Origin of the sequence: Prosthecodimorpha staleyi (assembly GCF_018729455.1) — a bacterium.
Lineage (GTDB): Bacteria > Pseudomonadota > Alphaproteobacteria > Rhizobiales > Ancalomicrobiaceae > Prosthecodimorpha > Prosthecodimorpha staleyi.
Window position 1 is genome coordinate 238,442 of sequence record NZ_JAHHZF010000010.1, and the last position, 22,532, is coordinate 260,973.

Sequence of the window (22,532 nt, forward strand, 5' to 3'; positions counted from 1 at the left end):
GTTGCGCTTTGTTGTCAATCTCAGCCTCGCCGATCGCTACCTTCATGAGTGAACCGATCACCGCGGAAGAGTGAGGCACCGCCGAGCGGCGCCGGATCATCCGCACCATCGAACCCGTCCATCCCCCGGATCAACCCATGACCGGCGCAGCGCGCCCGTCGACGAGGAAGGCTTGTCCCATGCGCCGTTCTCCGCTCCTGCTCCGTCCCCTCGCCGAGCTGGACCTCGCGCCCTTCGCCATGCCGCTCGACGTGACCGGCTTCTGCGATTGGCTCGCCGACGCCGAAGCCGGCTCTGCTGTCGCCTATTACCGCGGCCATCTGGTCTTCGACCGGCTGCCGGAGAAGAGCGGGCTCTCGGCGCAGAAGCGCCATGCCCTGGCGGCGGTCGCCGACCGGGTCATGAGCGCGGCCACGAATGGCTTCTGCTTCCCCGTCCAGCGCAGGCTCGGACAGAACGACTGGCTTTACATCGCCGTCCGCGCATCGCGGCTGCGGTCCGCCTCGAGGCCGGCGCTGCGCATCGCGGGACCCGTCGCTGCCGTCGCCGCCAACGACTTTGTCCCGTCCCCGGTTCCCCTCGTTGCCGCCTGAGAGGTCTGCCCATGATCGCCGTCGCAGTCCTGACCGACCATATCCGTGATCTCGATACTGGCGCCGTCGCAGCGCTGACCACCCCGGAGCTTGCCTGCATCGCCGACGATCTCGCCGAGCAGAAGGCTTCCCTCAATCTCGTTGAGGACAAGCTGCGCGCTGCGCTCGATCTGAAGTACGGCGCCCGCGCCGCCCAGCGCCGGGCCGAGGAGGCCAAGGACACCGGCACGGTCCGGTTCGAGGATAACGGCTTCGTCGTCGTCGCCGATCTGCCGAAGCGGGTGAAGTGGGATCAGGCGAAGCTCCGGCACGCCGCCGAGATCATCCGGGCGAGTTGGGGCGACGACCCGGACGCGTACATCAAGACCAAGCTGGAGGTGTCGGAGGCGGCTTTCGCCCATTGGCCGAAGCCGCTGAGGGACGTGTTTCTCCCGGCCCGGACGGTGGAGACCGGCAAGCCGAGCTACCGGATCGAGACCGCCGGCGAGGCCGAGCGCTCGGCCGGTCGGTCCGAGCCGCACGCGGCCTGAACCGAGCGCGAACCGGCACCACCCAACACCCGCTCGCCCGACAACGGCGGGGCGGCCCTCTCCGCAAGGACGGGCGGGCTTCCCCTTCGGCGCCTGGTCAACGCCCCGCCGCCCCAATCCCAGTCCCAATCTCAATGCCCCATTCTCGATCAGGGAGACCTCGATGGCCATTCGCATCGTCACCGCCGACGAGCGGCTCTCGGCCGCCGCCAACAAGACCTCCTTCGCGATCTTCGGCCCGCCCGGTGCCGGCAAGACGACGCTCCTGAAGTCGCTGCCGGCAGACAGTACCCTCTGCCTCGATCTCGAAGCCGGCATGAAGTCGGTTCAGGACTGGCCCGGCGCCAGCATTCCGATCCGTTCCTATGCCGACTTCCGCGACATCGTCGTGCTGGCAAGTGGGCCGGACCCGGCGGTGGCCCCGAACGCCACCTACAGCGAAGCCCACTATGTCCATGCCCGGGCCGTCCATGGACCGAGCGGGCTGGAGGCTTTCATCGCGTCGAAGGCAATCCTGTTCGTCGATTCCATCACCGACCTCAGCCGCCAGGTGATGACCTATGCCAAGCAGCAGCCCGAGGCCTTCTCGGAGCGCACCAGCAAGCCGGATATCCGCGGCGCCTATGGGCTGCTCGGCCGCGAGATCATCCACGCGCTGAAGATGCTCCAGCACGCGCCGGGCAAGACCGTCATCTTCGTCGGCGTGCTGGAGAAGGTGACCGACGAGTTCCATGTCGCCAGCTGGCAGCCCCAGATGGAGGGCAGCAAGATCGGCCGCGAACTGCCTGGCATCGTCGACCAGGTCATGACGCTGCACTTCTTCTCGGGCGCCGAGAACGAGTTGATCTTCGACGAGAAGGGCACGGTCCGCCGCCTGGTCTGCCGGGCCGGCAATCCCTGGGGCCTGCCGGCCAAGGATCGCAGCGGACGGCTGGCCGAGACCGAAGCCCCCGACCTCGGCGCCATCTTGGCCAAGATCAATGCGGTCCCGACCGTGTCGCCGCTCGCACGAAGCGCGTCCGTCAGCATGACGCCGTGATCGCCGATCCCTTCGGTTCATTTGTCCCAACCTTCTATGGGAGCCTCCATGTTCGATCTCAACGATGCGCAAGCGCAGATGCCGCCCGTCGGCGACCTGATCCCGGACGGGACCTTCGCCAAGGTCAGGATGACCATTCGGCCCGGCTTCCTCGATGGCGCCACCCCGCTCGACGCCGGCCTCCTGAAGGCGGGCCGAGAGCCCGATACCCGCATGCTCGACGCCGAGTTCACGGTGGTCGAGGGACCCTTCGTGCGGCGGAAGTTCTGGCAGAACTTCACCGTCGCCGGCGGCAAGCTCGACGAGAAGGGCGTGTCGAAGGGCTGGAACATCGCCAAGGCCAGCTTCCGTGCCATGGTGGACAGCGCGCTCGGGCTCGACCCGAAGGACCTCGGGGAGGCCGCCAAGGCCAAGCGGCGCTTGCGGGGCCTGCGCGATCTCGACGGCATCACCTTCGTCGCCCAGATCATGATCGAGCCGACCACCAACCCGGCCTACAAGGACCAGAACCGCCTTGCCCATGTGGTGACCCCGGATGAGCCGCAGTATGGGCCGGTCATGCGCGGCGAGACGATGCCGCCCGAGCCGATCAACGCCAAGCCACGCAAGGCGCCCGAGACGGTGCCGTCCGCCGACATGCCATGGGCGACCCCGGCCGCAGCTGCACCGTCGGCGCCTGCATTCGCGGCCCCGACCGCGGCCCCATCCCCTGCCGCGCCCGTGGCTGTACCCCCCGCAGCTCCGGCCTGGCTGACCCCGTCAAACCCGGCGCCGGCCCCAGACGCCGCCACGGCGCGTCCGGCTTGGCTTTCTGGCTGAGGGCGGTGTCGATGACCGATGATGAATGGCAGGCGCATGTCACGCGCGAGGCGGCGAAGGCGATCGGTCAATGGCTAGAGGCACGCGGCCGCCTGCACCAGCCTCTGCGCGCGCTCAACTTTCGGGAGCTGGAGGCCATGGCGGACGCGGCGATCGCACGCTTCATCGTGCTGGCCTCCCACAAGATCAGGGACCGGTCGAAGGCAGACCCCCGCCTCGTCGACCTCCTCCTCGCCGGATAGACCTCTGCGCGCTCTGCTCCCGTCAATCCCGCGGCTTCGGCTTCTGCCTCCATCTGCGCTTCGACCGATATCCGGACCACCGCTTCTGTTCGCAGGCCTGCCTGAAGGCCGGCACCCGCCTCGCCCGGAGGAGCAACGGCATGATCGACAAGTCCCCCATGGAGCGGCAGGCGATCCGCGACGCCCGCCAGCCGCTCGCCGAAGCGCTCGGCGAGCTCGGGCTGCTCGCCGCCTTCCAGGATCGCAGCGCCGGCGAGATAGACCGCCTGATCGAGGCCTGCATCGACGGCTTCCAGGCGTCCATGCGCGCCCAGGCCGATGCCGGCGTCGCCCCGTTTTGACCGGAGCCGCCATGCTCGACCTGAACCACGGCTCGGGCGCGACCTACGGAGCGCAACGCCACGCGACCGCCGTCGTCGAAGCCGTCAATGCGGCGATCGATGCCGCTCTTCTCACCCGCCACCGGACCGAGCCCCCACGGCGCTATGTCAGCACCTCCGGCCTCGGCCGACCCTGCCTGCGCCAGATCCAGTTCGATACGCTGAACGTTCCCAAGGATGAGGGTCGCGACTTCGAGCCCGCCACCTTGCGCATCTTCGAGGCCGGCCATCGCGGCGAGGATGTCGTTGCCGATTGGATCCGCGCCGCAGGCTTCGACTTGCGCACCCACCGTTCCGACGGTCGTCAGTTCGGCTTCTCCGCGCTCGACGGCCGCTTCCGCGGGCATATCGACGGCTGCCTCGTCGCCGGCCCGGTCGGGATCGCCTATCCGGCGCTGTGGGAGAACAAGGCCCTTGGGGCTGCCTCCTGGAAGGACGTGGTCAAGCGCGGCGTCGTCCTGTCGAAGCCGGTCTATGCCGCCCAGATCGCCCTCTATCAGGCCTATCTGGAACTTCCCCATCCGGCCCTGTTCACGGCGCTGAACCGCGACACCTGGGAGCTTCACGCCGAACTCGTGCCCTTCGATGCCGCGCTCGCCCAGCGCATGAGCGACCGCGCCGTGACGGTGGTGCGCGCCAACGACCACCAGGAGCTTCTGCCCCGGGCGGCGCGGGAACGCTCCTCGGTCGTCTGCCGTGGCGGGCGCGCCGGCGACCACTGGCATCCGTCCTGCGCGTGGATCGATCGCTGTTGGAGGCTCGCGCCATGACCGACCTGACCCCTTCGGACGCACAGGCCCGTGCCATCGCGGCGATCAAGACCTGGTTCGAGACGCGAGCCCACGAGCAGCCGGTGTTCCGGCTCTTCGGCTATGCCGGGACCGGCAAGTCCACGGTCGTGAAGTTCGCGCTCGACGAACTCGGGCTCGATCCCCACCGCTCCTCGCGCGATGGCGGCTCGCTTGTGCCCGGCGTCGTCACCGCGACCTTCACCGGCAAGGCCGCCCTGGTGCTCCGGCGCAAGGGCACACCGGCCCGCACCATCCACAGTCTGATCTACAGCGTGGTCGAGGCGACCGATGCGGAGATCGAGACCGCCATGGCCGGGATCGAGATGGCCGCGGCCGCCGCCCGGTCGCTCTCCGGCTTTGAGCGGATCGCCGCCGAAGCGGCCATCGAGGCGCAGCGTCTATCGCTCTCGGCGATGAAGAAGCCGCGCTTCGCCCTGAACCCGCAGAGCGACGCGGCGCATGCCCGCCTCATCGTTCTCGACGAGGTCTCCATGGTCGGCGAGGACATGGCGCGCGATCTGATGAGCTTCCGGACCCCGATCCTGGTCCTCGGCGATCCGGGTCAACTGCCGCCGATCCATGGCGAGGGCGCCTTCACGCGCGATGCGCCCGACATCATGCTGACCGACATCCACCGGCAGGCGGCCGAGAGTGCCATCATCCGCGTCGCCACCCTGGCCCGTCACGGCGAGCCGATCGGCTTCGGCCGTTACGACGATCATGTCTGCAAACTCCGCAAGCAGGAGGTCACGCCCGCCGAGGCGCTCAAGGCCGGCCAGGTCATCTGCGGCCTCAACGCCACGCGGCGCCAGCTCAACAACGCCATGCGGCATGCCGCAGGGCTCGGCCTCGGGACGCTCCCGACCGGACCGGCTGAGAAGATCGTCTGCCTGAAGAACCAGAACGACCTCGGCCTGATCAACGGCATGTTCCTGACGCTGACCGACATCGTCGACGACGGCAGCCTGCACGTCTCGGCCCGGGTCACCGACGAGGACGGCCATCCGGTCGGGGCCCCGGGGCCCGACGGTCGGCTCGCGCGGTTGCGCATCTACAAGGGCGACTTCGAGGATCACGCCGCCTTCGATCCCACCCGGCACGACCGGGACTGGAAGGCCAAGCGCGGTCTCGTCGAAGCGACCTTCGGCTGGGCGATCACGGGCCACAAGGCGCAAGGCTCGCAGTGGGAGACGGTGATCGTCTGGGACGACGGTCTCGGCCGGACCGATCTCGATCGACGCCGTTGGCTCTATACCGCGGTCACCCGTGCCGAGCGGGGCCTCGTCATCTTAAGCTGAGGGGCTCGATGCTCGACCTCAACGATGTCTGGACGCCGCCCGTCCGGATCGATTGGCGCCAGGTGCGCGAGCGTCTGGAAGCGACGGCGGCCGATTGGCTGCCGGCGCTTTTTCCGGCTGCGCGCCTTGCCGCCGACCGCAGCCACATGCGTGTTGCAGACCTCTCCGGCCGGCCGCCACGACGGGAGGGGTCTTGCGTCATCCATCTCGTCGGTCCCTATGCCGGCTGGGGCTTCGACCACGCCACCGGCGAGAGCGCCGGGCCGATCGACCTGATCCATCATGCGACCGGGCTTGCTCAAGGAGCTTTGTTCGAAGAGGCCACCAGACTGGCGAAGCTCGATGCGCCGCTCCCGGCGCCGCGGCCGCTCGTCACCAAGCTCGATCCGGGACCGGAGATCGCGCGCATTCTCGCTGGCTGCCGTCCGGTCGCGGGGAGCATCGGAGATGCCTACCTTCGCGCGCGCGGCCTGACCGATCCAAAGTCGCCCGATCTCTTGTTCCACCCCGATCTGACCGACTACGAGGGCCGACGCGGCTGGCCCGGCCTCGTCGCCCGCCCGCGCGATGCTTTCGGCGAGCCCGTCGCCGGCATCCACCGCACCTTCCTGCTCGAGGACGGGTCCGCCAAGGCGCCGCCGAACAAAAAGATGCTGGGCTCCGTGGCCGGCGGTTCCGTCCGGCTGAGCCCGATCGGTTCCGACGGCCGCATCGGCATCGCCGAGGGCATCGAGACCGCGCTCGCCGCGGCTCACCTGTTTGGTATGCCGACCTGGGCGGCTCTGTCGGCCGACGGCTTGCGCCGCTGGGTCTGGCCCGAGGGATTGACCCACGTCACGATCTTTGCCGATGCCGGCGCGGCTGGCCGACAAGCCGCCGCGATCCTGGCCGACCGACTGAACCTTGCAGACATCCCCAACACCATCGTCGTCCCGCTTCACGGCGACGACTTTGCCGACGATCTTGCCCGCGGGGCGACAGCCGCGGACTATGGTCCCCATCCTGCGAATCCTCCGCCCGGGCCAACCGCACTCGCCTCGACCGCGAGCTTCGAGGCCGAGTTGGAAGCGACCGCCCGCGCGCTCACCCGCCCGCCCGATCTTGCCGCGCTCGGCGCACTCCTCGCCCGTCTCGTCGTCGCTCGCCTCGATCCCGTTCCAGAACGCCAGATCCTGGCTGCGATCCGGACCTCGACCGGGATCGCCGTCTCGATCCTGGAGAAGCAGATCGGCGAACTCCGCCGCCGCCTCAATGCCACCGGCGACGTGCACCGCACCCTGCCGCGTCCCGCCTGGGCGGGCCGCCTCCGCCTCGATCTCTCCGGCACGCCCGAGCGCAATGAGGCCAATGTCATCACCGCGCTCACCGCCGACGAGGCCTTTGCCGGCGCCCTCGTCTTCGACGAGTTCCGGCAGGAGATCGTCGTCAACCGGCGCCTGCCCTGGGACGAGCACGACCACGGCCGCCCCCGCGCCTGGTCGGATGCCGACGACGTCCGCTGCGCCGAATGGCTGCAGCGCCGAGAGATCAACGTCGCCCCGGTCGTCGTCGGCCGCAGCGTCGCTGCGGTTGCCCGCGACATTCGCGTCCATCCGGTTCGCGACTATCTGCGCGCCTTGCGCTGGGACGGCATGCCCCGCCTTGAGCGCTGGACCCTCGACTATCTCGGCGCCGACGACACCGCGCTCGCCCGCGCCTTCGGATCGCTGTGGATGATCTCCGCCGTCGCCCGCGTCATGCGTCCCGGCGCCAAGGTCGACCACATGCTGATCCTCGAAGGCCCGCAAGGCGCCCGCAAATCCTCCGCCCTCAAGGCCCTCGCCGGCGCCGACTGGTTCACCGATGAGCTCGCCGAGATCGGCTCCAAGGACGCCGCCCAGCAGATGCGCGGCATCTGGATCATCGAGATCGCCGAACTCGACGCCATCGGCCGTGCCGAGGTCTCGCGCATCAAGGCCTTCCTCACCCGCACCGTCGACCGCTACCGGCCGCCCTACGAGCGCTACGTCGTCGAAGTGCCGCGCCAGTGCGTCTTCGCCGGCAGCGTCAACCCCGACACCTACCTGCGCGACGAGACCGGCAACCGCCGCTTCTGGCCCGTGCGCTGCGGCCGCATCGACCTCGCCGCCCTGGCGCGCGACCGCGACCAGCTCTGGGCCGAGGCCGTCGCCCGCTTCGATGCCGGCGCCATCTGGTGGCTCGACGACCCCGGCCTCATTGCCGCGGCCAGCGCAGAGCAGGAAGCGCGCTACCAGTCCGATGCCTGGGACGACCTCATCGAGGCCTGGCTCACGACCGAGACCCACCGCGTGAATCGCGGCTACAACGGGTTCGACGACTGGCGCGATGAGACCGTCGAGCGAGCCTCGCCGCTCACCGACGTCGCGATTGGCGAGATCCTGCGCGACGCCATTGGGATCGAGCCGGGGCGGTGGACCAAGTTCGACCAGATGCGTGTTGCGGCGTACCTGAAGGCGAACGGGTGGACCAGGTATCAGCGGCGGCTGGGCGACGTGAGAGAATGGCGGTATCGCAAAAGTTGATTGCCAGTGACGTGCTCCCCGTTTTCCTGCCGGTCATAAGTTTGGTCCGGCGGTGATTTGGCCCTGATCGGGCCGGCTGGCGAAGACCGACGGTGCGAGGCCGCCGAGGCTCGAATGGGGGCGGAGGGTGTTGTCGTCGATCCACTAGTTTTCGATGATCCGTCTCGCCTCGGGCCGAGCGAGGAGAAGACATGCTCGTTCATGCATTCGTTTCGGAGCCGACCGTTCAAGCTCTCGGCGAAGGCATTCTTGCCCAGCGCGATGTAGTGCCACTCGATCCGGATCGCCTCGCGGAAGCGCAGGACGGTATGGCTGATGAATTCGGTGGCGTTGTCGCTGACGATCATGACAGGCTTCCCACGACGGGCCACCAGCGCCTCCAACTCTCGCATGACCCGCATGTTCGCGCGATCAAACAATTCCGACGGCTAAGATCTCACGTGAGCCGTCCGGCCATCTCGCGGATGATGGTGTGCAGGACGCCGCGGAGACAGCGCTGTTCGCCTTGAGGCGTCACGATACCGTCGTTGCCTGCTTCTATTTCGGCGAGCATCTCCTCTGCGATTCCTACGATGCGGCCATGTTGCCTGCTGATGAGACGCTCGGCAGTGGCCGCCTGCAATCCAAGTGTACGTGCAGCGTCGATAAGAATAGGGCGGTTGAGCGCTGAAAAGCGACCGGCTCCCATGACTGGCCATGCAAGCGTCGACCCATCGGGCCACCCCTGTTTTTGATAGAGGCGCGAGTCATAGATCGCTGTGCTCAGCAGATCATAGAAGGGTGCCGGTTGAATACCTGCGGACGTTACGAGGAAGCTCAGGTTCTTGAGGTGTGCGTCTCCGTTGCCGAGCAGCACATTAAAGACAAGCCAGTTGAAGAGGCGGGTGCGCGCAAGCGCCGGGCTGCGGCAGAGTTCGGCCAGTGCCGCGAGCGTTTCGACGCTGCCGCGCGCGTATTTGAATGAGCGGTCGAGATTGAGAAGCTGGCAGGCATCGATGGCGTGCAGCCGCCGCCATTCGGCTGCGGTCTGTTGCCTGTCAAAGCGTCGGATCAGGTAGACGGGCTCGGGGACGTAGCGGCGTTCTACATCGGGAACCTCGAGGCCGAGCGCGCGCGCGAGCCTCATCGAGAACCACTCGTTGATGACGGAGTGGGGATAGTCTTCGTCTGGATGATCCGGCTTTAGGATGTGGGTCGATGGCTGTGCACCAATTGGCTCGAAGAGTGCGCCGTTCTCGATCACGACGGCGAGCTTGTGCTGTGCACCGGCCAACGACATGCGCTTTACGGCATGGCGTCCGAGGGGGGCATTCGGAAGCGCCTTGATGCGGGCGGAGAGGTCGGCGTCGGGCAGCGGCCTCAAGCCGCCGGCGGGTACTTGCGCCTCGGGAGGCAGGAGGGTCAGGGCGCCGGCAGACTCGGCGCCGTAGTAGGCGAGCAAGCCGAAGGCATCGGCAGCGTCGATTTTGGCGTCGGTGGCGAGGAGTGTGCGCTGCGCTTCCTCGGGGAGGAGATTGTCGAAGAACCACTGCACGGGTCGGTTGCTGCCGCCATCGATATGGGGCTCAGCGCGTAGGGCCAGGTGTGGGCTCAGCGGGTAGCGCTGCGCATTCTCGAGCCAGCTTTCGACGTAGGTGAACGACCAGAGGCCCGCGACCTCGCCCAATTCGCCGACCGGTTGACCGTTGATGGAGGCGACGAGCGTCCGGGCGGCCATCAACTCTGCTCCGTGCCCTTCGGCAGGTATGACCGGGCTTCCTCGGGCAGGTCCAAGACGACGTGGATCCCGAGGCCCTGCAGGACCTGGAACAGCTTGTTCCATTGGGCCTTGTCGGCACCGTGCTCGATCTTGCTCAGGAAGTTCTCGCTCACGCCGACAGCGCCCGCGGTATCGTCCTGGCGCATTTTCTGGGCCTTACGGACGGCCCGGACCAGTGGGCCGATGTCGGTCGCCTTGGAGAGTTTGATGCGCATGAATCCTCACGATCATGAGGATTTTAACAGAAGCGTCGGCCTCCAGCAATATAATCCTGACGATCGTGAGGATTATGGTCCTCGACGCTCAGCAAATGCCGAAATCCTCGCATTTGTAAGGATTTCTCGACAAGGCTACCGCGACAGGGACTGACACCGACTGGCCGGGCCCGGCACGGAGCTCGGATCCGCACCGCCCGGGCGCGGGCTTCCGGCAAGAAATTGTTCGTCGTCTGGCTTGTCATGGCTCCATCCTATTCGGGAGTTGGAGCCTCCGGCAAACCCGGGCGGTTCACTCCGTCGAGAACCGCTATTCTTGCGCGGCACGCCAACCACTACGAAAGACAAGACCAGTCCGCCACCGCATCAACGCCGCCTCGCCGACATCGCATCGAACACTGACCAATTCGCGCAACATGTTGAATTCACGATCGTCGAGAAGAGCGACTTGCCAGCAGTCTTCGGAGAATTCTCCCAAGACGTTGTTCTTTTGAGTAATGCGCCAACGGGCAACGATGGCCTCCAGGGCTCGGCCTTTGAACTGGGCATGACCGTAATCGTCGACCTCGATTTCCCGTTTCACGACGGTCCAGCCATCCTCGGCCCTGGAAGCCTGGGATTGGGTTATCGGGGTCAAGCCATCAAAGGAAACCGGTGCCGAACCAGCCGCCTGCTTCTCGAGCAAGAGGCGAACCTTTTCCAAAAGGCCGCGGGCCGTAGCGCCATTCTGGGCACGCAACCGGGCTTCCACGGCATCCCGTTCGGCTGCCGCCTGTGCTTGGCGGCGCTCCGCAAGCTGGGCAGCGTCGCGGGACGCGCGGGCACGGTCCTCCTCGGCCGCAATGGCCTCAGCATCCCGTGCGCGGATAGCGGAGGCTTCCGCGTCGATTGCCGAGGCTTCCACAAGGACCGGTGCCGCTGCATAGGGGAGTGCATCACGCCGCATCGCCGTCATGAGTTTGCGAACGGTTTCCGCCGTTCCCGTCACGGCTCCGCAACTGCGCTTCTGAACGCCCACGAACATCGCTTCAGCGCCGAGCGACAAGCGACGCGCTGATCCTCCCGGCGGCAACCCCGGCCAAATGGCTCGCGACTCGCGGCCCAAGAGTTCGATGGCCGCCCGGTTCTTGGCAGGATCCTGCAACTCTTCAACGCAAAGGATGGGGGTCTTGTCGGAAACGACCAATACCGACCAGCCGGTCGCCCGACCGGCCTCGATCGCGGCTTCGATCTCCATACCGCGCGTCGCAGCCGCGCGGACGGTTTCATCATACTCGTTGCCAGCCATATTCCGATGCAGCTTCAAGTCGCCCTTGTCGAGCGCCCGGCCGTAGAAGGCGAGGCTCTCGGGTGTATCGGCGCGCAGATCGGCACGCCGGAAGCCGACGAAGTCGGATGTCACCCGTCCGGTTCCGCACGCCGTCGGTGCCACCTCGACGTTCAATCCTGGTCGTGCGAGCAATCGGGCGAGCGCAAGCCTGTCCGCCGCTTCGACCTTAGCTGCGACGATGCAGGCGGTGGCGATGTTATCCTTGAAGCGAAAATCACCGTCGAGGGTTCGGGTGAGATTCGGCGCACGGCCGCTGGCGTCGAAGAGGATCAAGACTGCAGCCGGATCTCCTTCCACCACCTCCCGTGCCGTCGGTCCGAGGCCTAGTCTCTCCGAAAGGCTTGCAGGCGGTCGTGGCGGCTCAGGCGGACGCTGACGTTCGGCATAGGCCTTCGCGGCGAGATCATAATCGCTCTTCAACGGCTCCGTCTGAACCTGCGCCGCCAAGGCTTGATTGGCGGCGCGCAAGTCAGACGCAGATTTAAGTTTCAAGGCGTGGGCCAGCGATTCTTGGATCGGCAGAAGCCGTGCAGCAGCCTGCGTGGCGAAATTATTCGCCATGTATCGATCAATGAAGAAGAGGCCAAGTTGGGCTTCGGCTTCGGCTTGGCTGAGAATTCGCGCCTCCTCCCGCTGGCGCAATTCGCGCCGGTCCGAAACGTAGGCTTCGAAGCCTTGAAGTGACCGGACTGCCTCGTCGAGCTTGCGGCGCGCCTCGGTCAGCCGAAGCAGGTCACCGGCCTCGAGGGCGGATTGAAGCTGCAGGGCGACGCGGCTGAGGTCGGCGATGCCAGGGACGACTCCCCGATCCGCCAGATAGGCCTTCAGATCGGCGAGCAGGTCACGCGCCGCGACCATGCGCGGGTCGTCCGCGCGCAAGACGACAGCCGGCGCGGGGGGCGGGGAGCCTTGGCCCGTGGTGGCCGAGGCTCCGCCATTCGACGTCGCGGCGCTGCTGCCAACGCCCGTCCCCGCGGCCATGGCATCCGGGACCGGAGCGAAAGCCTGGGTGCTGTTCAGGGCCGCGATGCCTGAGGTGCCTGGTCTCGTGCCTGCGGCGACTGCCAAATTTGGCGGTGTCGCGATCCGACACTCCGCATTCCACGAGTCGGTCTGCCGCTTCGTGCGCGTATCGAAAACGCCTTCGGAATAGATGAGCCGCCCGCGGGCATCGACCTTGGTGGTGCCGACCATGCTGAGCGTGGGGCGATTGCGCCGCACTCCGGTCCATTCGATCGCCCGTCGACGGGCATCGGCGGTGACGGACCTTGCCTCGTATTGATCGGCCCGGTGATACTCCGTGCCAGACGCCATGCGATGGACGATCGACAGACGGCCTCCGGAAATCTGGATGGTCGTGAGTGCGATAGGGTCCGGGTCGGACGATATCGTCGTCGGACTGCAATCGAGCGCAAGGTCTCCGGTTCCGGGGGACGCCGTGAAAGTCTGGTGCACGACGGTGGGCGCCACTGGAGGCATCGCGGCTGCGAGCCCGTCCGACGACGCCGTGCAGAGCGATGTCGATCCATCCGTGACCCGGCCGAGGTTCAGGTCGGTTACCGTTTCCGTGTAGAGAACGCGACCACCGGCATCCAACGAGGTTCGGCCATCCATGCGGATGTTGGGCCGTGTGCGGAGAACGCCTGACCAGATCAAGGCTTTCTGCCGCGCGTCGGCGCTGCCCGGCGACGCGATATATTGATCCCCACGGTGGTACTCCGCACCGGAAGCGGCCCGGTGAACGATGGAAAGACGGCCGGCCGTCACGGCGATCGTGGTCGAGACGATCGGGTCGGAGTCCGATGAAGGCTCCGAGGGCCGACATCTGAGCGTGAAATCGATAGTCGATGCGACCGGAATGCTCGCGTGAAGATCGGACGCGACCGACGGGTCCGGTGTCAGAACATTGCCACGGGCTCTCGCGCAGCGGCTGCGCGGGGCGACGAGCATGGGGTCATCGGGTGAAACACCGTTGCTGATGATGCGCCGCAACGACATGCCTTGCCTGGCCATCTCCGCGTCGATGCAGGCAAGCTCCCGTTCGTCGAATTGCCTCCAGGCCACGACGTTTCGCGCGCCCTGCTGTTGCGCCATGGCACCAAACATCAACGCGAACGGATCCACCTGTTGGGCGAAAGTCGGCGCTGCGAGCAAGATGAAAACAAGGGAGATAGGAGCACGCAGCATACAATTTCCACGCATTCTTGCTGACCACACGGCCGTCTTAAGGGAGGAGGGGACCTCCTGTCAGACGACCTTCAGCAAGCTAGACCTGTGCCTGCGGGCTGGCAATGCTCGCGGGTAGCAATAACGGAGTGCGCATCCGGCGAGTACCACGGTCCCCGTCGTTGACGGTGGGGAGCGTCAGGCAACGACGTGTTGGTCCGGCTTCGGCTTCCAGTTCCAGGGCGGCAGGGCATTGATCGCCCCCGCGGAAAATCCGGAGACCCCAATCCTAATCATCTGCACCAAATTGCATCGGCACATCGAGCGCAACCATCAAGACTTGAAGCAGGGAGTCGATCACTAAGAGAGTCGAGGGTGGCTCCTGTCACCAACCCCCCGTTTGTCACCAACCTCCAAACGAGGTTGGTGACAAAATTTCCTCATTAAATTCAACGCTGTCACCAACGTCACCATTGTCACCAACCTCTTTCAAACATGCATGAAGGAGGCGGTGTCCGGCTTTGGGGTTTCACACCCCTATAGGAATATGTTTGGTGAGGTTGGTGACAGCCGAGGTTGGTGACTATCGGACCAACCATTTGACGTAGAACGGAATTTCCTGTCACTAACCTCCCACGGGGTTGGTGACAGGAGAGGCGCGGGTCTGTGTCTTTTCGATCCGGCCGGCCTTGCCGCTTCTGATTTTGGCTTCCGGACATCGGGGCGCTGAAGCTATTCTCGCGACGACCAAAGCCGAAGGCCCACGCAGTCCCGTGAGCCTTCCCCATGCAGAAATCCCTGATCTCGGCGACCGACCCGACGGCTCAATCCCGCCGGCTGTCGAACGACCATCACGCCTTCCTCGCCCTCGACCTTGGCAGCGCGACCGGCTGGGCCTTGCGCTCGCCGGACGGGCACATATCCAGTGGGACGGTCTCGTTCCGCCCAAGTCGCTACGACGGCGGCGGCATGCGCTACCTGCGCTTCCGGTCTTGGCTCGACCAGATCGAAGCCCAAGCGCGTGGGATCTCGGCGGTCTATTTTGAAGAGGTCCGCCGCCATGTCGGTACCGACGCCGCTCACATCTACGGCGGCTTCCTCGCAACCCTGACCGCCTGGTGTGAGACGCATTCGATCGCCTACCAGGGTGTTCCGGTCGGGACGATCAAGCGGCATATCACCGGCAAGGGCAATGCCAACAAGGCCGCCGTCACCGCGGCGGTGCGCGCCCATGGCTTCGTCCCGGCCGACGACAACGAAGCAGACGCCATCGCCATTCTGATCTGGGCGACCGAGACCGATGGAGGTGTGCGATGAGCCGCCCCCTCCCAGGCGCTCCGCGTGAGCCGAGCTGTGTGCTCGGGCGGATGATCCCGACCTCGATTGCCCCGGACGCCGTGAAGGCGGCGGGCTGGCGGGATCACGGCCTTCTTGTCGTCGCTCTCAACGACCCCCGTCTTGGCTGGGCCGACCGTGAACTGATCCGCACCATCGGCGAAAAGCTCTACGGCACTCGGGAGGGAAGGCGATGAGCACGGGACGCAAGCGGAAGGCCCGTGCCACCATTGACCGGCCCGCCAAGCCGTCGGCGCGTCTCGTGACCCACCAAGTTGTCGAGGCCGATCCCGATGGCGTTCGCGTCGTCCACCACCGCGTTGTCGACACGCTGGGCCGGATGTTCGCTGCCGGCACGATCGACGGCGACATGCTGAGCGCCGCCCGCGACTTTGAAGCGGCCTTCACGCTCGCGAGTTTCGATCGCATGCCGTCGGCGTCGCTTGTGCTGGTTCACGCGCCCGGCACCCACATGGGCACGATGAGCGATCGGCAGATTGGCGCCCGCGAGAGCGTGTTCCGGGCGCTTGACACGCTGGGCGGCATGGGCTCGCCGGCCGGCTCCTGCGTCTGGCACGTGGTCGGCCTGCAGTCGTCGCTTCGGGAATGGTCGATGCGCCAGGGCTGGGGTGGCCGGGCCGTTCGCCATGAAGCGGCCCAGGGCATCCTGGTCGCCGCGCTTGGGGTGTTGGCGAGCCGGTCGCGTGGCAACAGCCGAATGAGCGCTGCGATGGAGAGGAATAGATAGCTAATACAATGTCTTGACGGAAAACGACAAGGGCACTTCAGCTTCCGTCTTGCAGCCTGTCCGACGTAACTCTAGGATTCTCCCATGGTCCGGAAGTGGGTCTCGACCCCTCCGGAACATCCTCTTCAAACCCATGAGCATCCGATGTCCGGCACAATCGTCGTCACATATGACGGGCGTGGCATCGCCAGTATGCTGTCGGCAGCGATGCTGCTCGCCGCACCAGGCCGGCTGGAACGCGCCCTGCACGAAGGCGTGCGCGCCGCCGGCGACAAGACCAGGACCGTGGTTCGCAAGAGCCTGCACCAGCAGATGGGGACGAAGCGCTACGGGACGGTCGTCGCCGCGACCCGTTCGTTCATCCCCGGCCCAATGACCTACGTGATCGAGGGCAGCGGCAAGGGCCTGCCGATCGTCGAGTTCCCGGTCCGCGGCAGTCGGACGAAAGGTCGGACCTGGCGCCAGCAGCCTCGCGACGGTGCTGGCCGGTTCGGGCCGTTGCCGCCGTCCGACATCGGCTTCGTCACCGCCAGGTCTTGGCGGGTGGCGCACAATTTCAAGCGCTCGTTCGTGGCAGCCGACGGCACGTACAAAGCCCGCCTGCCAAGCTCACCGCGGACGCGAAAGCTGTTCGGGCCGTCGGTCGCCAAGGAGATCGTGAAGGGCGCGACCTGCACCGCGTTCGAAGCGACGGCTCTGCGGGAGATGGAAGCGAATCTGGCCAAGCGACTTGCACGGATTGTTCCATAAAAGCACGTCAGAACAGTCGCTTATGGATAATCGACAACGCCCGTTCCGTTTCTGTATTGCGTGGTTTCCTGCGTAACTCTAGATTCTCGCCATGGTCGGAAAGTGGGTCTGAAGACGCCACGACGGCCCGAGAATCCCCAGCCTCAACACCTTCGAACTCGCTCTTCGGGGCGGGTTCCATTTTGTCCGCGCCATCGAGGTGATCCCCGAGTCCATCGCCCCGCGGGTATCCCGCGCTGACGCCACGATAGTCATGGTCCCGTAGCTGCAGAGCGCGGGTGCAGCTTCTGGGAGGCCTTGGGTCCTTACGGCACCCCCTTGCCCGCGGGTGCGCGCGCAGCCCGAGAATCCGCTAGCGGCTCTTGTGGGTTTGGGTTGGAAACGGTTGGAAACTAATCCTTCTCGGGGCCGTCTAGTGGCTGACCTTCGATCCGCGCCGCCAAAAATAAGGCGAATTCAACACGCCGCAGCGGTCCAACGTCTTCGCCCGCCAGGGCGGCAAGCCTCCCAATTTCCGAAGGGTGTCCGTCAAGCCAAGCATGGATCGCGCGTGAGTAAGATAAATATGCCGCAGGGCTATTGTGACTCTGCCCAGAGGCCGAATATCCAAATCGAGTCGCAATGATCTTGTCCCAAATTGGGCAGAGGTCTGGGTTTGCGAAATGCAGTAACTTGCTTGTTCCCACGACAGAGCGGTTCACAGAAAGGAGTGTACCGCGTTCGCCAGCGTGAGTCAGAATTCGAAAGATTTCCTCTTTTGAACGCGCGCAAATTCGTAAACTTGTCACAAGCTGCCCGAGTTCTCTTGCAGATTGCTCCCAATCCTGTCTCAGCTTCAGAACGGTCGGCATCCATCCATATGACGCGTACATCATCGCGAGAATGGCGTGTGGGTCCAGCCAGTCAGTTCTTGAGCCTAGCATAACAAGAGATTTGTACCCTAGCCGGTAGCCCCTGGGGTCAAGCTCATCCGTGGGGAGCGGATGCTTTAGCACAGCGGATACGGCATCAGAAATGATGTTCATTGAATCGTCAAATCGCTGCAGGTGGTTGTGTGAGCTCATCGGTGGTGGTGTCTCTGTTGCGGAGGTACTCGCATGCTGCAGGTGAACTACCGGCATGTCGATGGCCTCTTTCCGTATGCCCGCAACGCCCGCACCCATTCCGACGAGCAGGTTGCCCAGATCGCCGCCTCCATCCGTGAGTTCGGCTGGACCAACCCGATCCTGATCGACGACGATGGGGGTATCATCGCCGGCCACGGCCGGCTTCTGGCGGCGCGCAAGCTCGGCATGGTCGAGGTGCCGACCATCACGCTCGCCGGACTGTCCGAGACGCAGAAGCGCGCGCTGGTCATCGCCGACAACAAGCTGGCACTCAATGCCGGCTGGGATGACGAACTGCTTGCGGTCGAACTCCAGGCGCTCATCGACGAGGGTTATGAGGCCGCCATCACGGGCTTCTCCGACGCCGAGATTGAGCGGCTGATTGCGTCGGCCGCCGCGACAGCCTCCGGCCTCGTCGATGAGGACGAGATTCCCGAAGCGCCGCCGCATCCGACCACCGTGCCGGGCGACCTCTGGGTTCTTGGACGCCATCGCCTGATCTGCGGCGACGCCACCCAGGCCGACGCCGTCGCTCGCCTTCTCGGTGCAGTCAGGCCGCATCTGATGGTCACGGACCCGCCCTATGGCGTCGACTACGATCCGGAATGGCGGGAACGTGCCGGGGTCAACACGTCGACCGCCGCCAAGGGCAAGGTGCTCAACGACGATCGGGCGGATTGGCGGGAAGCCTGGGCGCTCTTCCCCGGAGACGTGGCCTATGTCTGGCACGCTGGCCTGTTTGCCGGAACTGCCGGCGAGAGCCTGATCGCGTCCGGGTTCAAGTTGCGATCACAGATCATCTGGGACAAGGGGCAACTCGTCCTCAGCCGAGGCGACTATCACTGGCAGCACGAACCCTGCTGGTACGCCGTGCGCGGCAAGGGACACTGGTCCGGAGATCGCAAGCAGACGACCGTCTGGGCGATTGCGAAGCCGCAAAAGTCCGAGACCGGCCATGGCACGCAGAAGCCGGTGGAATGCATGCGTCGCCCCATAGAGAACAATTCGTCGCCGGGGCAAGCCGTCTATGAGCCGTTCTCGGGCTCGGGCACGACCATCATCGCCGGCGAGCAATCCGGGCGTTCGGTCTATGCGGTCGAACTCAATCCCGCTTACGTTGATATTGCGGTCGAGCGCTGGCAGGCGTTCACGGGCTCGACCGCCACCCTCGAAGGAACTGATCGATCCTTCGCGAAGGTCAAGGCGGACCGATCGGCCGGCACCATCGACGCGCGGAAGGACGCTGCATGAGGCAGTCGCGCAGCCTGTCGCTGGTGGAAGCCGGCGCCAATGTGTTGGTCGGTTTTGGAATCGCGGTTCTCACCCAGATGGTGGTCTTCCCTATGTTCGGGCTGAAGGCAGCCCTCTCGGATCACCTCACGATCGGCCTCGTCTTCACGGTCGTGTCGCTGGCGAGGGGCTATCTGCTGCGACGGCTGTTCGACCGGCTTGCAGAATGACGATGCCCGCCACGGGGACGTGAGCCGAAGGCGGGCTCCTGGTCGGTCACCGTCAGTCGGCTATGCGATAGACCCGACCCCTCTGATCCTCTTTGGCCGAGGCAACCTCAAGCCCAAGCTTCTTCTTGAGCGGCCCGGCGAGTACACCTCGGACGGTGTGGCTCTGCCAGCCTGTCGCCTCGGCGATCTCGGCGATGGTCGCGCCGGCGGGCGCCTTCAGCATGGCGATGAGCTTCGCCTGCTTGGTCCCGTCGCGGGTCTTGCGGACCGGTGCGCCGTTGGCACCTGTGGGCGCGACCGGGGCTTCGGGCGCGGACGTCTTGACCGGAACGGCGACATCGCCCCCGCCGCCTGCCTGTAGCGCAGCGTCCGGCGACGTGACAGGCTCGATGCCGAGGACCGCGAGGCCGTCATTCGTTAGGATCAGCCTCGTCTCGCGACCGTCGTCCATGCGCCGCCAAACCGGTTCGTCCTCGACCGCTTCGACTTCCACCACCAGTCCGCTGGTCAGGAGCACGTGCAGCACCTTCGGGATGGCCCCTCCCTTCAGATGATTGGGCATCGGCAGGAGGTTAAGCGAACTCCGTTGCGACGCGGAGCTGAGAACCAGAAGCTGGGTGTCGGTGAGTTTGGCCATGTCGGTCTCCCGTCGTCTGGGCGCCACGACCATCGCGGCGCCGCTACGGGTGCGAGCCCCGCAAGGGGGCGGGGCCGTCAGGATGTTGGAGCCCTTGCTCAGTCGGCATATTCGCCTTCGTGGAAGGCATTGTCGGTGATGCGCTTCAGGAGGGCGGCGTAGTCTTCGAGCGATCCGACATGGCCCCAGGTGACGTCGTCGGGCGAGACCTGGAAGTGATCTTCGCTGAGCGCGACGATCCGCTGAAGCATCGCGTCGATCTGTTGCTTCTTGGCCAGGAAGGCGGCCAGGGCCCTGGTGTTGTCCTTGCGCTTCAGCATCGTCATGTCCTCCGGTCGTGACGGAGTAATGCGTTCTATTTGACCGAAGCCAAGGCAAATGATCGAAGTCGTCGATCACATCACCCCATGATCTGAGGCCGATCGCGAGGACATCGATGGGTCTCTCGATCGGTGACTTCGCCAAGCGTGTCGGCGTCAGCCACGAAGCGATCCGGAAGGGCATCAAGTCCGGCCGCGTGGTGCTGTCGTCCGACGGCACGATCGACGAGATGACCCAGGTCGAGCGCTGGCACGCGACGCGCGACCCAAGCAAAGTCCGCGGTGGCCGGCCGATGACGGCGTCAACGCCGGAGGCCTCGGCGTCCGCTGTAGCCAAGTTCGACCAGTTGAAGACCGCCGAGAAGGCGTTGCAGGTCCAGCTGCTGCAGGAAGAGCTGCGGCAGGTGAAGGCCGAGACGGTCAACCGCGACGAAGTTCGGCGCAGCCTGACCGCCTTCGCCCGCCTTATCCGCGACAAGTGGGTCAACTTCCCCAACCGCTACGGCCAGCAGATCGCCGCGGAGGTCGGCTGCGAACCTAAGAGCTTGATGGCGAGCCTGGATCGGTTCGTCCGCCTGCAACTCGACGAGATCGCCAACGCCAAGCCGACACTGCCAGACTGATTTCGTTATGATCGATGGGAGTTCGAGCCTTTCCAAAAATGGCATGGCCGCTGACGCCTGGGAGCGTGCAGCGGCCAAGGTTCGTTGGAGGAAGCCTTAGATCAGCCACCGGCGGCCGAGAAACCGCCGTACCCTCTCGGATTTCGATCTAATTTGATCTTATCAATCCAGTGTTGAAAAAAAAGAATAAATTCAGCTATTGAGGATGATGCGCTCGATATCGGCTATATAGCCTAATTTGAGGATTATTACTCTCTAACCACCCGTCCTCACGCGCCGCATCCTTACGAGAGCCTCAGACAAGCCAGGAGGCACCCCTTTGATCCGGCGGTCGTTTTTCAAGATGATGGTCGGGATGAGCGCAGCCGAGGCGAACTGCGCGTTCATCCGGGACGCGGATCAGCACAGCCTATGCTTTGGACGGTGTAGTTTCATCCGCGACGCCGATCTTCGGTACACTTTCAACGGCCGCTGGGCCCTTCATCCGGGGGAACGATATGCGGCAGATGTGCCTGGCGCGACGCCGTTGACCCTAGGAGGGCAGCCGACCGCTCAGAGCCAGACCCGAAAGGTCATTGCACCCGGCAAGGTAGTGTAATTCGCCGATACCGAGACCATCTGAGTGGTGATTTGGAATGTGGACGGTGGAGCAGCGGGCGATCCATCGGCGGGAGGGAAGAGAGGGTTCCGCCAAACCGGACAAATTTTCAATGTTTACCGAAGGCTGGAAGATCAGAGAATCTGTCGAAAAACACTGCAGATTGTTCGGAGTGAGGCGTTTCAGTGAGTAGTAACCCTCCTTTTCGGATTATATTTTTTATACATTTATAATTCAACGATAAATTTGCGGTAGAATCATGGCTGATTACGATTTAAAGGATATGCTGGGGCTGGTAGAGCAGGTCAAACGCTTCATCCTTACATTCAATCGACTGCGCGCTACTCATGGACTGGAGTTTGACGACATTCTGATTGTGTTGGCGGTCGTCGAAATCAATTATAGATATAAGGTTCTTTACCCTGCACCCGCGCAAGCCGTCGCAGCGTTCATTCAGATGCCCTATCAGACCACGCGTCGCCGGCTTGCTGTGCTGACCAAAGCAGGACACCTCCATCGGAGCGAAAGCGGCGGCTACATCGTCGCCGACATCAACTTGCCGAAAGAACTACTCCGTACCTTCCGCCAGGAACCCGACATTCAGACGTAAGCCTCTGCTATCGACTTCGATAATAGATAATCTCTGGTCGTAGTCGAGGCATCCTCAGGGGTCTTGGGGCGCTCCGCGATGGTGTGCTTGTTGCGTGCCATATTCTCGAAGAGCAGGCCACCTGCTTTCGACGGATCGAAGGCAGTCGAACCAACAGGGAACACATGGAGCGCGCCTCTCGATCAGGGTCGGCTTGAGGCCAACGAAGGCAAACGACGTTCATTTGGAAGCGCGCCGCCTCACCAGTTTGAGGCGACGAACAGCGCAAAGATCGGAAGCCACACGGCGATCGAGAGGAGAAAGACAAGGAGCGTCAGGAACCGATCTGTCGGAGTGCGCGGCGACTTGTCGATGATGGCTTCGACTTCGTCGAGATCGGGAGGTGCGTCGTCGATCAGGTGCCGGCGCACGAACCTTTTCCAGGCCCGCCTTGTGGCAGACAGTGCCCGTTTACGGTTTCGCATGGTCTTGGGCGACTTGGGCATGGCATGCCTGACTCGACTCGCATGGTTTCATCTGAACCATGAATGTAATGAGCGTCGGCAAGTACATCGATTGACCTACAGTTGTTATGGGATTCTAAGTATTAATATATAATAAGGATATTTGATGCGATTTAAATAAAATTTACATAAAAATT

The 22,532-nt window shown here is 64.6% G+C and carries 24 protein-coding genes and 1 pseudogene; 17 read left to right on the top strand and 8 right to left on the bottom strand.

The window, feature by feature from the left end:
• Positions 1-179 precede the first annotated feature (179 nt).
• The 9 genes from KL771_RS20355 (at position 180) to KL771_RS20395 (ending at position 8,235) form a co-directional block, all read left to right on the top strand.
• Positions 180-593: a hypothetical protein gene (locus KL771_RS20355; RefSeq protein ID WP_261970349.1), complete on the top strand. Its 414-nt coding sequence runs from the start codon at positions 180-182 to the stop codon at positions 591-593.
• Between the two features lie 11 nt (positions 594-604).
• Positions 605-1,123 (top strand): hypothetical protein, encoded by a 519-nt coding sequence (locus KL771_RS20360; protein WP_140939952.1) that lies wholly within the window; start codon positions 605-607, stop codon positions 1,121-1,123.
• Between the two features lie 163 nt (positions 1,124-1,286).
• The gene (locus KL771_RS20365; protein WP_261970350.1) at positions 1,287-2,162 is read left to right on the top strand and encodes an ATP-binding protein; all 876 of its coding nucleotides are present in this window, start codon (positions 1,287-1,289) and stop codon (positions 2,160-2,162) included.
• 48 nt (positions 2,163-2,210) lie between these two features.
• Positions 2,211-2,981: a hypothetical protein gene (locus KL771_RS20370; protein WP_261970351.1), complete on the top strand. Its 771-nt coding sequence runs from the start codon at positions 2,211-2,213 to the stop codon at positions 2,979-2,981.
• Between the two features lie 11 nt (positions 2,982-2,992).
• Positions 2,993-3,223 carry a hypothetical protein gene (locus tag KL771_RS20375; RefSeq protein WP_261970352.1) on the top strand — a complete coding sequence of 77 codons (231 nt, stop codon included), beginning with the start codon at positions 2,993-2,995 and terminating at the stop codon, positions 3,221-3,223.
• Positions 3,224-3,363: 140 nt separating this feature from the next.
• A complete protein-coding gene (locus KL771_RS20380; RefSeq protein ID WP_261970353.1) occupies positions 3,364-3,564 on the top strand; it encodes a DUF6511 domain-containing protein in 201 nt (66 codons plus the stop codon).
• A gap of 11 nt (positions 3,565-3,575) precedes the next feature.
• Positions 3,576-4,373 carry a hypothetical protein gene (locus KL771_RS20385; RefSeq protein WP_261970354.1) on the top strand — a complete coding sequence of 266 codons (798 nt, stop codon included), beginning with the start codon at positions 3,576-3,578 and terminating at the stop codon, positions 4,371-4,373.
• Complete coding sequence (locus KL771_RS20390; protein WP_261970355.1) at positions 4,370-5,692, top strand: ATP-dependent DNA helicase; 1,323 nt, start codon at positions 4,370-4,372, stop codon at positions 5,690-5,692. The genes KL771_RS20385 and KL771_RS20390 overlap by 4 nt, the downstream gene beginning before the upstream one ends.
• An 8-nt stretch (positions 5,693-5,700) precedes the next feature.
• The gene (locus KL771_RS20395) at positions 5,701-8,235 is read left to right on the top strand and encodes a VapE domain-containing protein (RefSeq protein WP_261970356.1); all 2,535 of its coding nucleotides are present in this window, start codon (positions 5,701-5,703) and stop codon (positions 8,233-8,235) included.
• A gap of 33 nt (positions 8,236-8,268) precedes the next feature.
• On the opposite strand, the pseudogene KL771_RS20400 reads toward KL771_RS20395, so the two are convergent.
• From KL771_RS20400 to KL771_RS20415, 4 genes and pseudogenes are all read right to left on the bottom strand, one after another.
• Positions 8,269-8,633 (bottom strand): annotated as a pseudogene (locus KL771_RS20400) (integrase core domain-containing protein); the annotation flags it as partial.
• Positions 8,634-8,671: 38 nt separating this feature from the next.
• Positions 8,672-9,952 carry a HipA domain-containing protein gene (locus KL771_RS20405; RefSeq protein ID WP_261970357.1) on the bottom strand — a complete coding sequence of 427 codons (1,281 nt, stop codon included), beginning with the start codon at positions 9,950-9,952 and terminating at the stop codon, positions 8,672-8,674.
• Positions 9,952-10,209 (bottom strand): helix-turn-helix domain-containing protein, encoded by a 258-nt coding sequence (locus tag KL771_RS20410; protein WP_261970358.1) that lies wholly within the window; start codon positions 10,207-10,209, stop codon positions 9,952-9,954. Before KL771_RS20410 ends, KL771_RS20405 begins: the two co-directional genes overlap by 1 nt.
• A gap of 310 nt (positions 10,210-10,519) precedes the next feature.
• Positions 10,520-13,726: a hypothetical protein gene (locus KL771_RS20415; RefSeq protein WP_261970359.1), complete on the bottom strand. Its 3,207-nt coding sequence runs from the start codon at positions 13,724-13,726 to the stop codon at positions 10,520-10,522.
• Between the two features lie 765 nt (positions 13,727-14,491).
• Between KL771_RS20415 and KL771_RS20420 the strand changes: the two genes are divergently transcribed.
• The 4 genes from KL771_RS20420 to KL771_RS20435 all read left to right on the top strand — a co-directional run bounded on the left by KL771_RS20420 (position 14,492) and on the right by KL771_RS20435 (position 16,538).
• A complete protein-coding gene (locus KL771_RS20420) occupies positions 14,492-15,022 on the top strand; it encodes a crossover junction endodeoxyribonuclease RuvC (RefSeq protein ID WP_261970360.1) in 531 nt (176 codons plus the stop codon).
• Positions 15,019-15,237: a hypothetical protein gene (locus KL771_RS20425; protein WP_261970361.1), complete on the top strand. Its 219-nt coding sequence runs from the start codon at positions 15,019-15,021 to the stop codon at positions 15,235-15,237. Before KL771_RS20420 ends, KL771_RS20425 begins: the two co-directional genes overlap by 4 nt.
• Complete coding sequence (locus tag KL771_RS20430; protein WP_261970362.1) at positions 15,234-15,788, top strand: hypothetical protein; 555 nt, start codon at positions 15,234-15,236, stop codon at positions 15,786-15,788. The genes KL771_RS20425 and KL771_RS20430 overlap by 4 nt, the downstream gene beginning before the upstream one ends.
• Before the next feature lie 144 nt (positions 15,789-15,932).
• Positions 15,933-16,538, top strand: coding sequence for a hypothetical protein (locus KL771_RS20435; RefSeq protein WP_261970363.1), 606 nt, complete (start codon positions 15,933-15,935; stop codon positions 16,536-16,538).
• A gap of 392 nt (positions 16,539-16,930) precedes the next feature.
• Here KL771_RS20435 and KL771_RS20440 read toward each other — a convergent pair whose 3' ends face one another.
• Positions 16,931-17,602: a hypothetical protein gene (locus KL771_RS20440; protein ID WP_261970364.1), complete on the bottom strand. Its 672-nt coding sequence runs from the start codon at positions 17,600-17,602 to the stop codon at positions 16,931-16,933.
• Positions 17,603-17,635: 33 nt separating this feature from the next.
• Between KL771_RS20440 and KL771_RS20445 the strand changes: the two genes are divergently transcribed.
• Both KL771_RS20445 and KL771_RS20450 read left to right on the top strand, forming a co-directional pair.
• Positions 17,636-18,895 (top strand): site-specific DNA-methyltransferase, encoded by a 1,260-nt coding sequence (locus KL771_RS20445; RefSeq protein WP_261970365.1) that lies wholly within the window; start codon positions 17,636-17,638, stop codon positions 18,893-18,895.
• Entirely contained in the window at positions 18,892-19,104 is a 213-nt protein-coding gene (locus tag KL771_RS20450; protein WP_261970366.1) for a DUF7220 family protein, read from the top strand. Before KL771_RS20445 ends, KL771_RS20450 begins: the two co-directional genes overlap by 4 nt.
• A 52-nt stretch (positions 19,105-19,156) precedes the next feature.
• On the opposite strand, the gene KL771_RS20455 is transcribed toward KL771_RS20450, so the two are convergent.
• Both KL771_RS20455 and KL771_RS20460 read right to left on the bottom strand, forming a co-directional pair.
• Positions 19,157-19,741 (bottom strand): DUF3489 domain-containing protein, encoded by a 585-nt coding sequence (locus KL771_RS20455; RefSeq protein ID WP_261970367.1) that lies wholly within the window; start codon positions 19,739-19,741, stop codon positions 19,157-19,159.
• A gap of 98 nt (positions 19,742-19,839) precedes the next feature.
• Complete coding sequence (locus tag KL771_RS20460) at positions 19,840-20,061, bottom strand: hypothetical protein (protein WP_054362053.1); 222 nt, start codon at positions 20,059-20,061, stop codon at positions 19,840-19,842.
• Positions 20,062-20,177: 116 nt separating this feature from the next.
• Between KL771_RS20460 and KL771_RS20465 the strand changes: the two genes are divergently transcribed.
• Complete coding sequence (locus KL771_RS20465) at positions 20,178-20,684, top strand: hypothetical protein (RefSeq protein ID WP_054359357.1); 507 nt, start codon at positions 20,178-20,180, stop codon at positions 20,682-20,684.
• 857 nt (positions 20,685-21,541) lie between these two features.
• On the top strand, positions 21,542-21,892 hold the full coding sequence (locus KL771_RS20470) for a hypothetical protein (protein ID WP_261970368.1): 351 nt from the start codon (positions 21,542-21,544) through the stop codon (positions 21,890-21,892).
• Positions 21,893-22,131: 239 nt separating this feature from the next.
• Here KL771_RS20470 and KL771_RS20475 read toward each other — a convergent pair whose 3' ends face one another.
• On the bottom strand, positions 22,132-22,302 hold the full coding sequence (locus tag KL771_RS20475; RefSeq protein WP_160321237.1) for a hypothetical protein: 171 nt from the start codon (positions 22,300-22,302) through the stop codon (positions 22,132-22,134).
• Positions 22,303-22,532: the final 230 nt, after the last annotated feature.

Bases quoted from the DNA above. Each gene is read 5' to 3' on its own strand.
- KL771_RS20440 (WP_261970364.1), bottom strand. From the start codon at position 17,602: ATGAGCTCACACAACCACCTGCAGCGATTTGACGATTCAATGAACATC.
- KL771_RS20405 (WP_261970357.1), bottom strand. From the start codon at position 9,952: ATGGCCGCCCGGACGCTCGTCGCCTCCATCAACGGTCAACCGGTCGGC.
- KL771_RS20395 (WP_261970356.1), top strand. From the start codon at position 5,701: ATGCTCGACCTCAACGATGTCTGGACGCCGCCCGTCCGGATCGATTGG.
- KL771_RS20355 (WP_261970349.1), top strand. From the start codon at position 180: ATGCGCCGTTCTCCGCTCCTGCTCCGTCCCCTCGCCGAGCTGGACCTC.
- KL771_RS20435 (WP_261970363.1), top strand. From the start codon at position 15,933: ATGTCCGGCACAATCGTCGTCACATATGACGGGCGTGGCATCGCCAGT.
- KL771_RS20420 (WP_261970360.1), top strand. From the start codon at position 14,492: ATGCAGAAATCCCTGATCTCGGCGACCGACCCGACGGCTCAATCCCGC.
- KL771_RS20445 (WP_261970365.1), top strand. From the start codon at position 17,636: ATGCTGCAGGTGAACTACCGGCATGTCGATGGCCTCTTTCCGTATGCC.
- KL771_RS20370 (WP_261970351.1), top strand. From the start codon at position 2,211: ATGTTCGATCTCAACGATGCGCAAGCGCAGATGCCGCCCGTCGGCGAC.
- KL771_RS20470 (WP_261970368.1), top strand. From the start codon at position 21,542: ATGGCTGATTACGATTTAAAGGATATGCTGGGGCTGGTAGAGCAGGTC.
- KL771_RS20460 (WP_054362053.1), bottom strand. From the start codon at position 20,061: ATGCTGAAGCGCAAGGACAACACCAGGGCCCTGGCCGCCTTCCTGGCC.
- KL771_RS20375 (WP_261970352.1), top strand. From the start codon at position 2,993: ATGACCGATGATGAATGGCAGGCGCATGTCACGCGCGAGGCGGCGAAG.
- KL771_RS20455 (WP_261970367.1), bottom strand. From the start codon at position 19,741: ATGGCCAAACTCACCGACACCCAGCTTCTGGTTCTCAGCTCCGCGTCG.
- KL771_RS20390 (WP_261970355.1), top strand. From the start codon at position 4,370: ATGACCGACCTGACCCCTTCGGACGCACAGGCCCGTGCCATCGCGGCG.
- KL771_RS20380 (WP_261970353.1), top strand. From the start codon at position 3,364: ATGATCGACAAGTCCCCCATGGAGCGGCAGGCGATCCGCGACGCCCGC.
- KL771_RS20360 (WP_140939952.1), top strand. From the start codon at position 605: ATGATCGCCGTCGCAGTCCTGACCGACCATATCCGTGATCTCGATACT.
- KL771_RS20425 (WP_261970361.1), top strand. From the start codon at position 15,019: ATGAGCCGCCCCCTCCCAGGCGCTCCGCGTGAGCCGAGCTGTGTGCTC.
- KL771_RS20465 (WP_054359357.1), top strand. From the start codon at position 20,178: ATGGGTCTCTCGATCGGTGACTTCGCCAAGCGTGTCGGCGTCAGCCAC.
- KL771_RS20385 (WP_261970354.1), top strand. From the start codon at position 3,576: ATGCTCGACCTGAACCACGGCTCGGGCGCGACCTACGGAGCGCAACGC.
- KL771_RS20430 (WP_261970362.1), top strand. From the start codon at position 15,234: ATGAGCACGGGACGCAAGCGGAAGGCCCGTGCCACCATTGACCGGCCC.
- KL771_RS20410 (WP_261970358.1), bottom strand. From the start codon at position 10,209: ATGCGCATCAAACTCTCCAAGGCGACCGACATCGGCCCACTGGTCCGG.
- KL771_RS20450 (WP_261970366.1), top strand. From the start codon at position 18,892: ATGAGGCAGTCGCGCAGCCTGTCGCTGGTGGAAGCCGGCGCCAATGTG.
- KL771_RS20365 (WP_261970350.1), top strand. From the start codon at position 1,287: ATGGCCATTCGCATCGTCACCGCCGACGAGCGGCTCTCGGCCGCCGCC.
- KL771_RS20415 (WP_261970359.1), bottom strand. From the start codon at position 13,726: ATGCTGCGTGCTCCTATCTCCCTTGTTTTCATCTTGCTCGCAGCGCCG.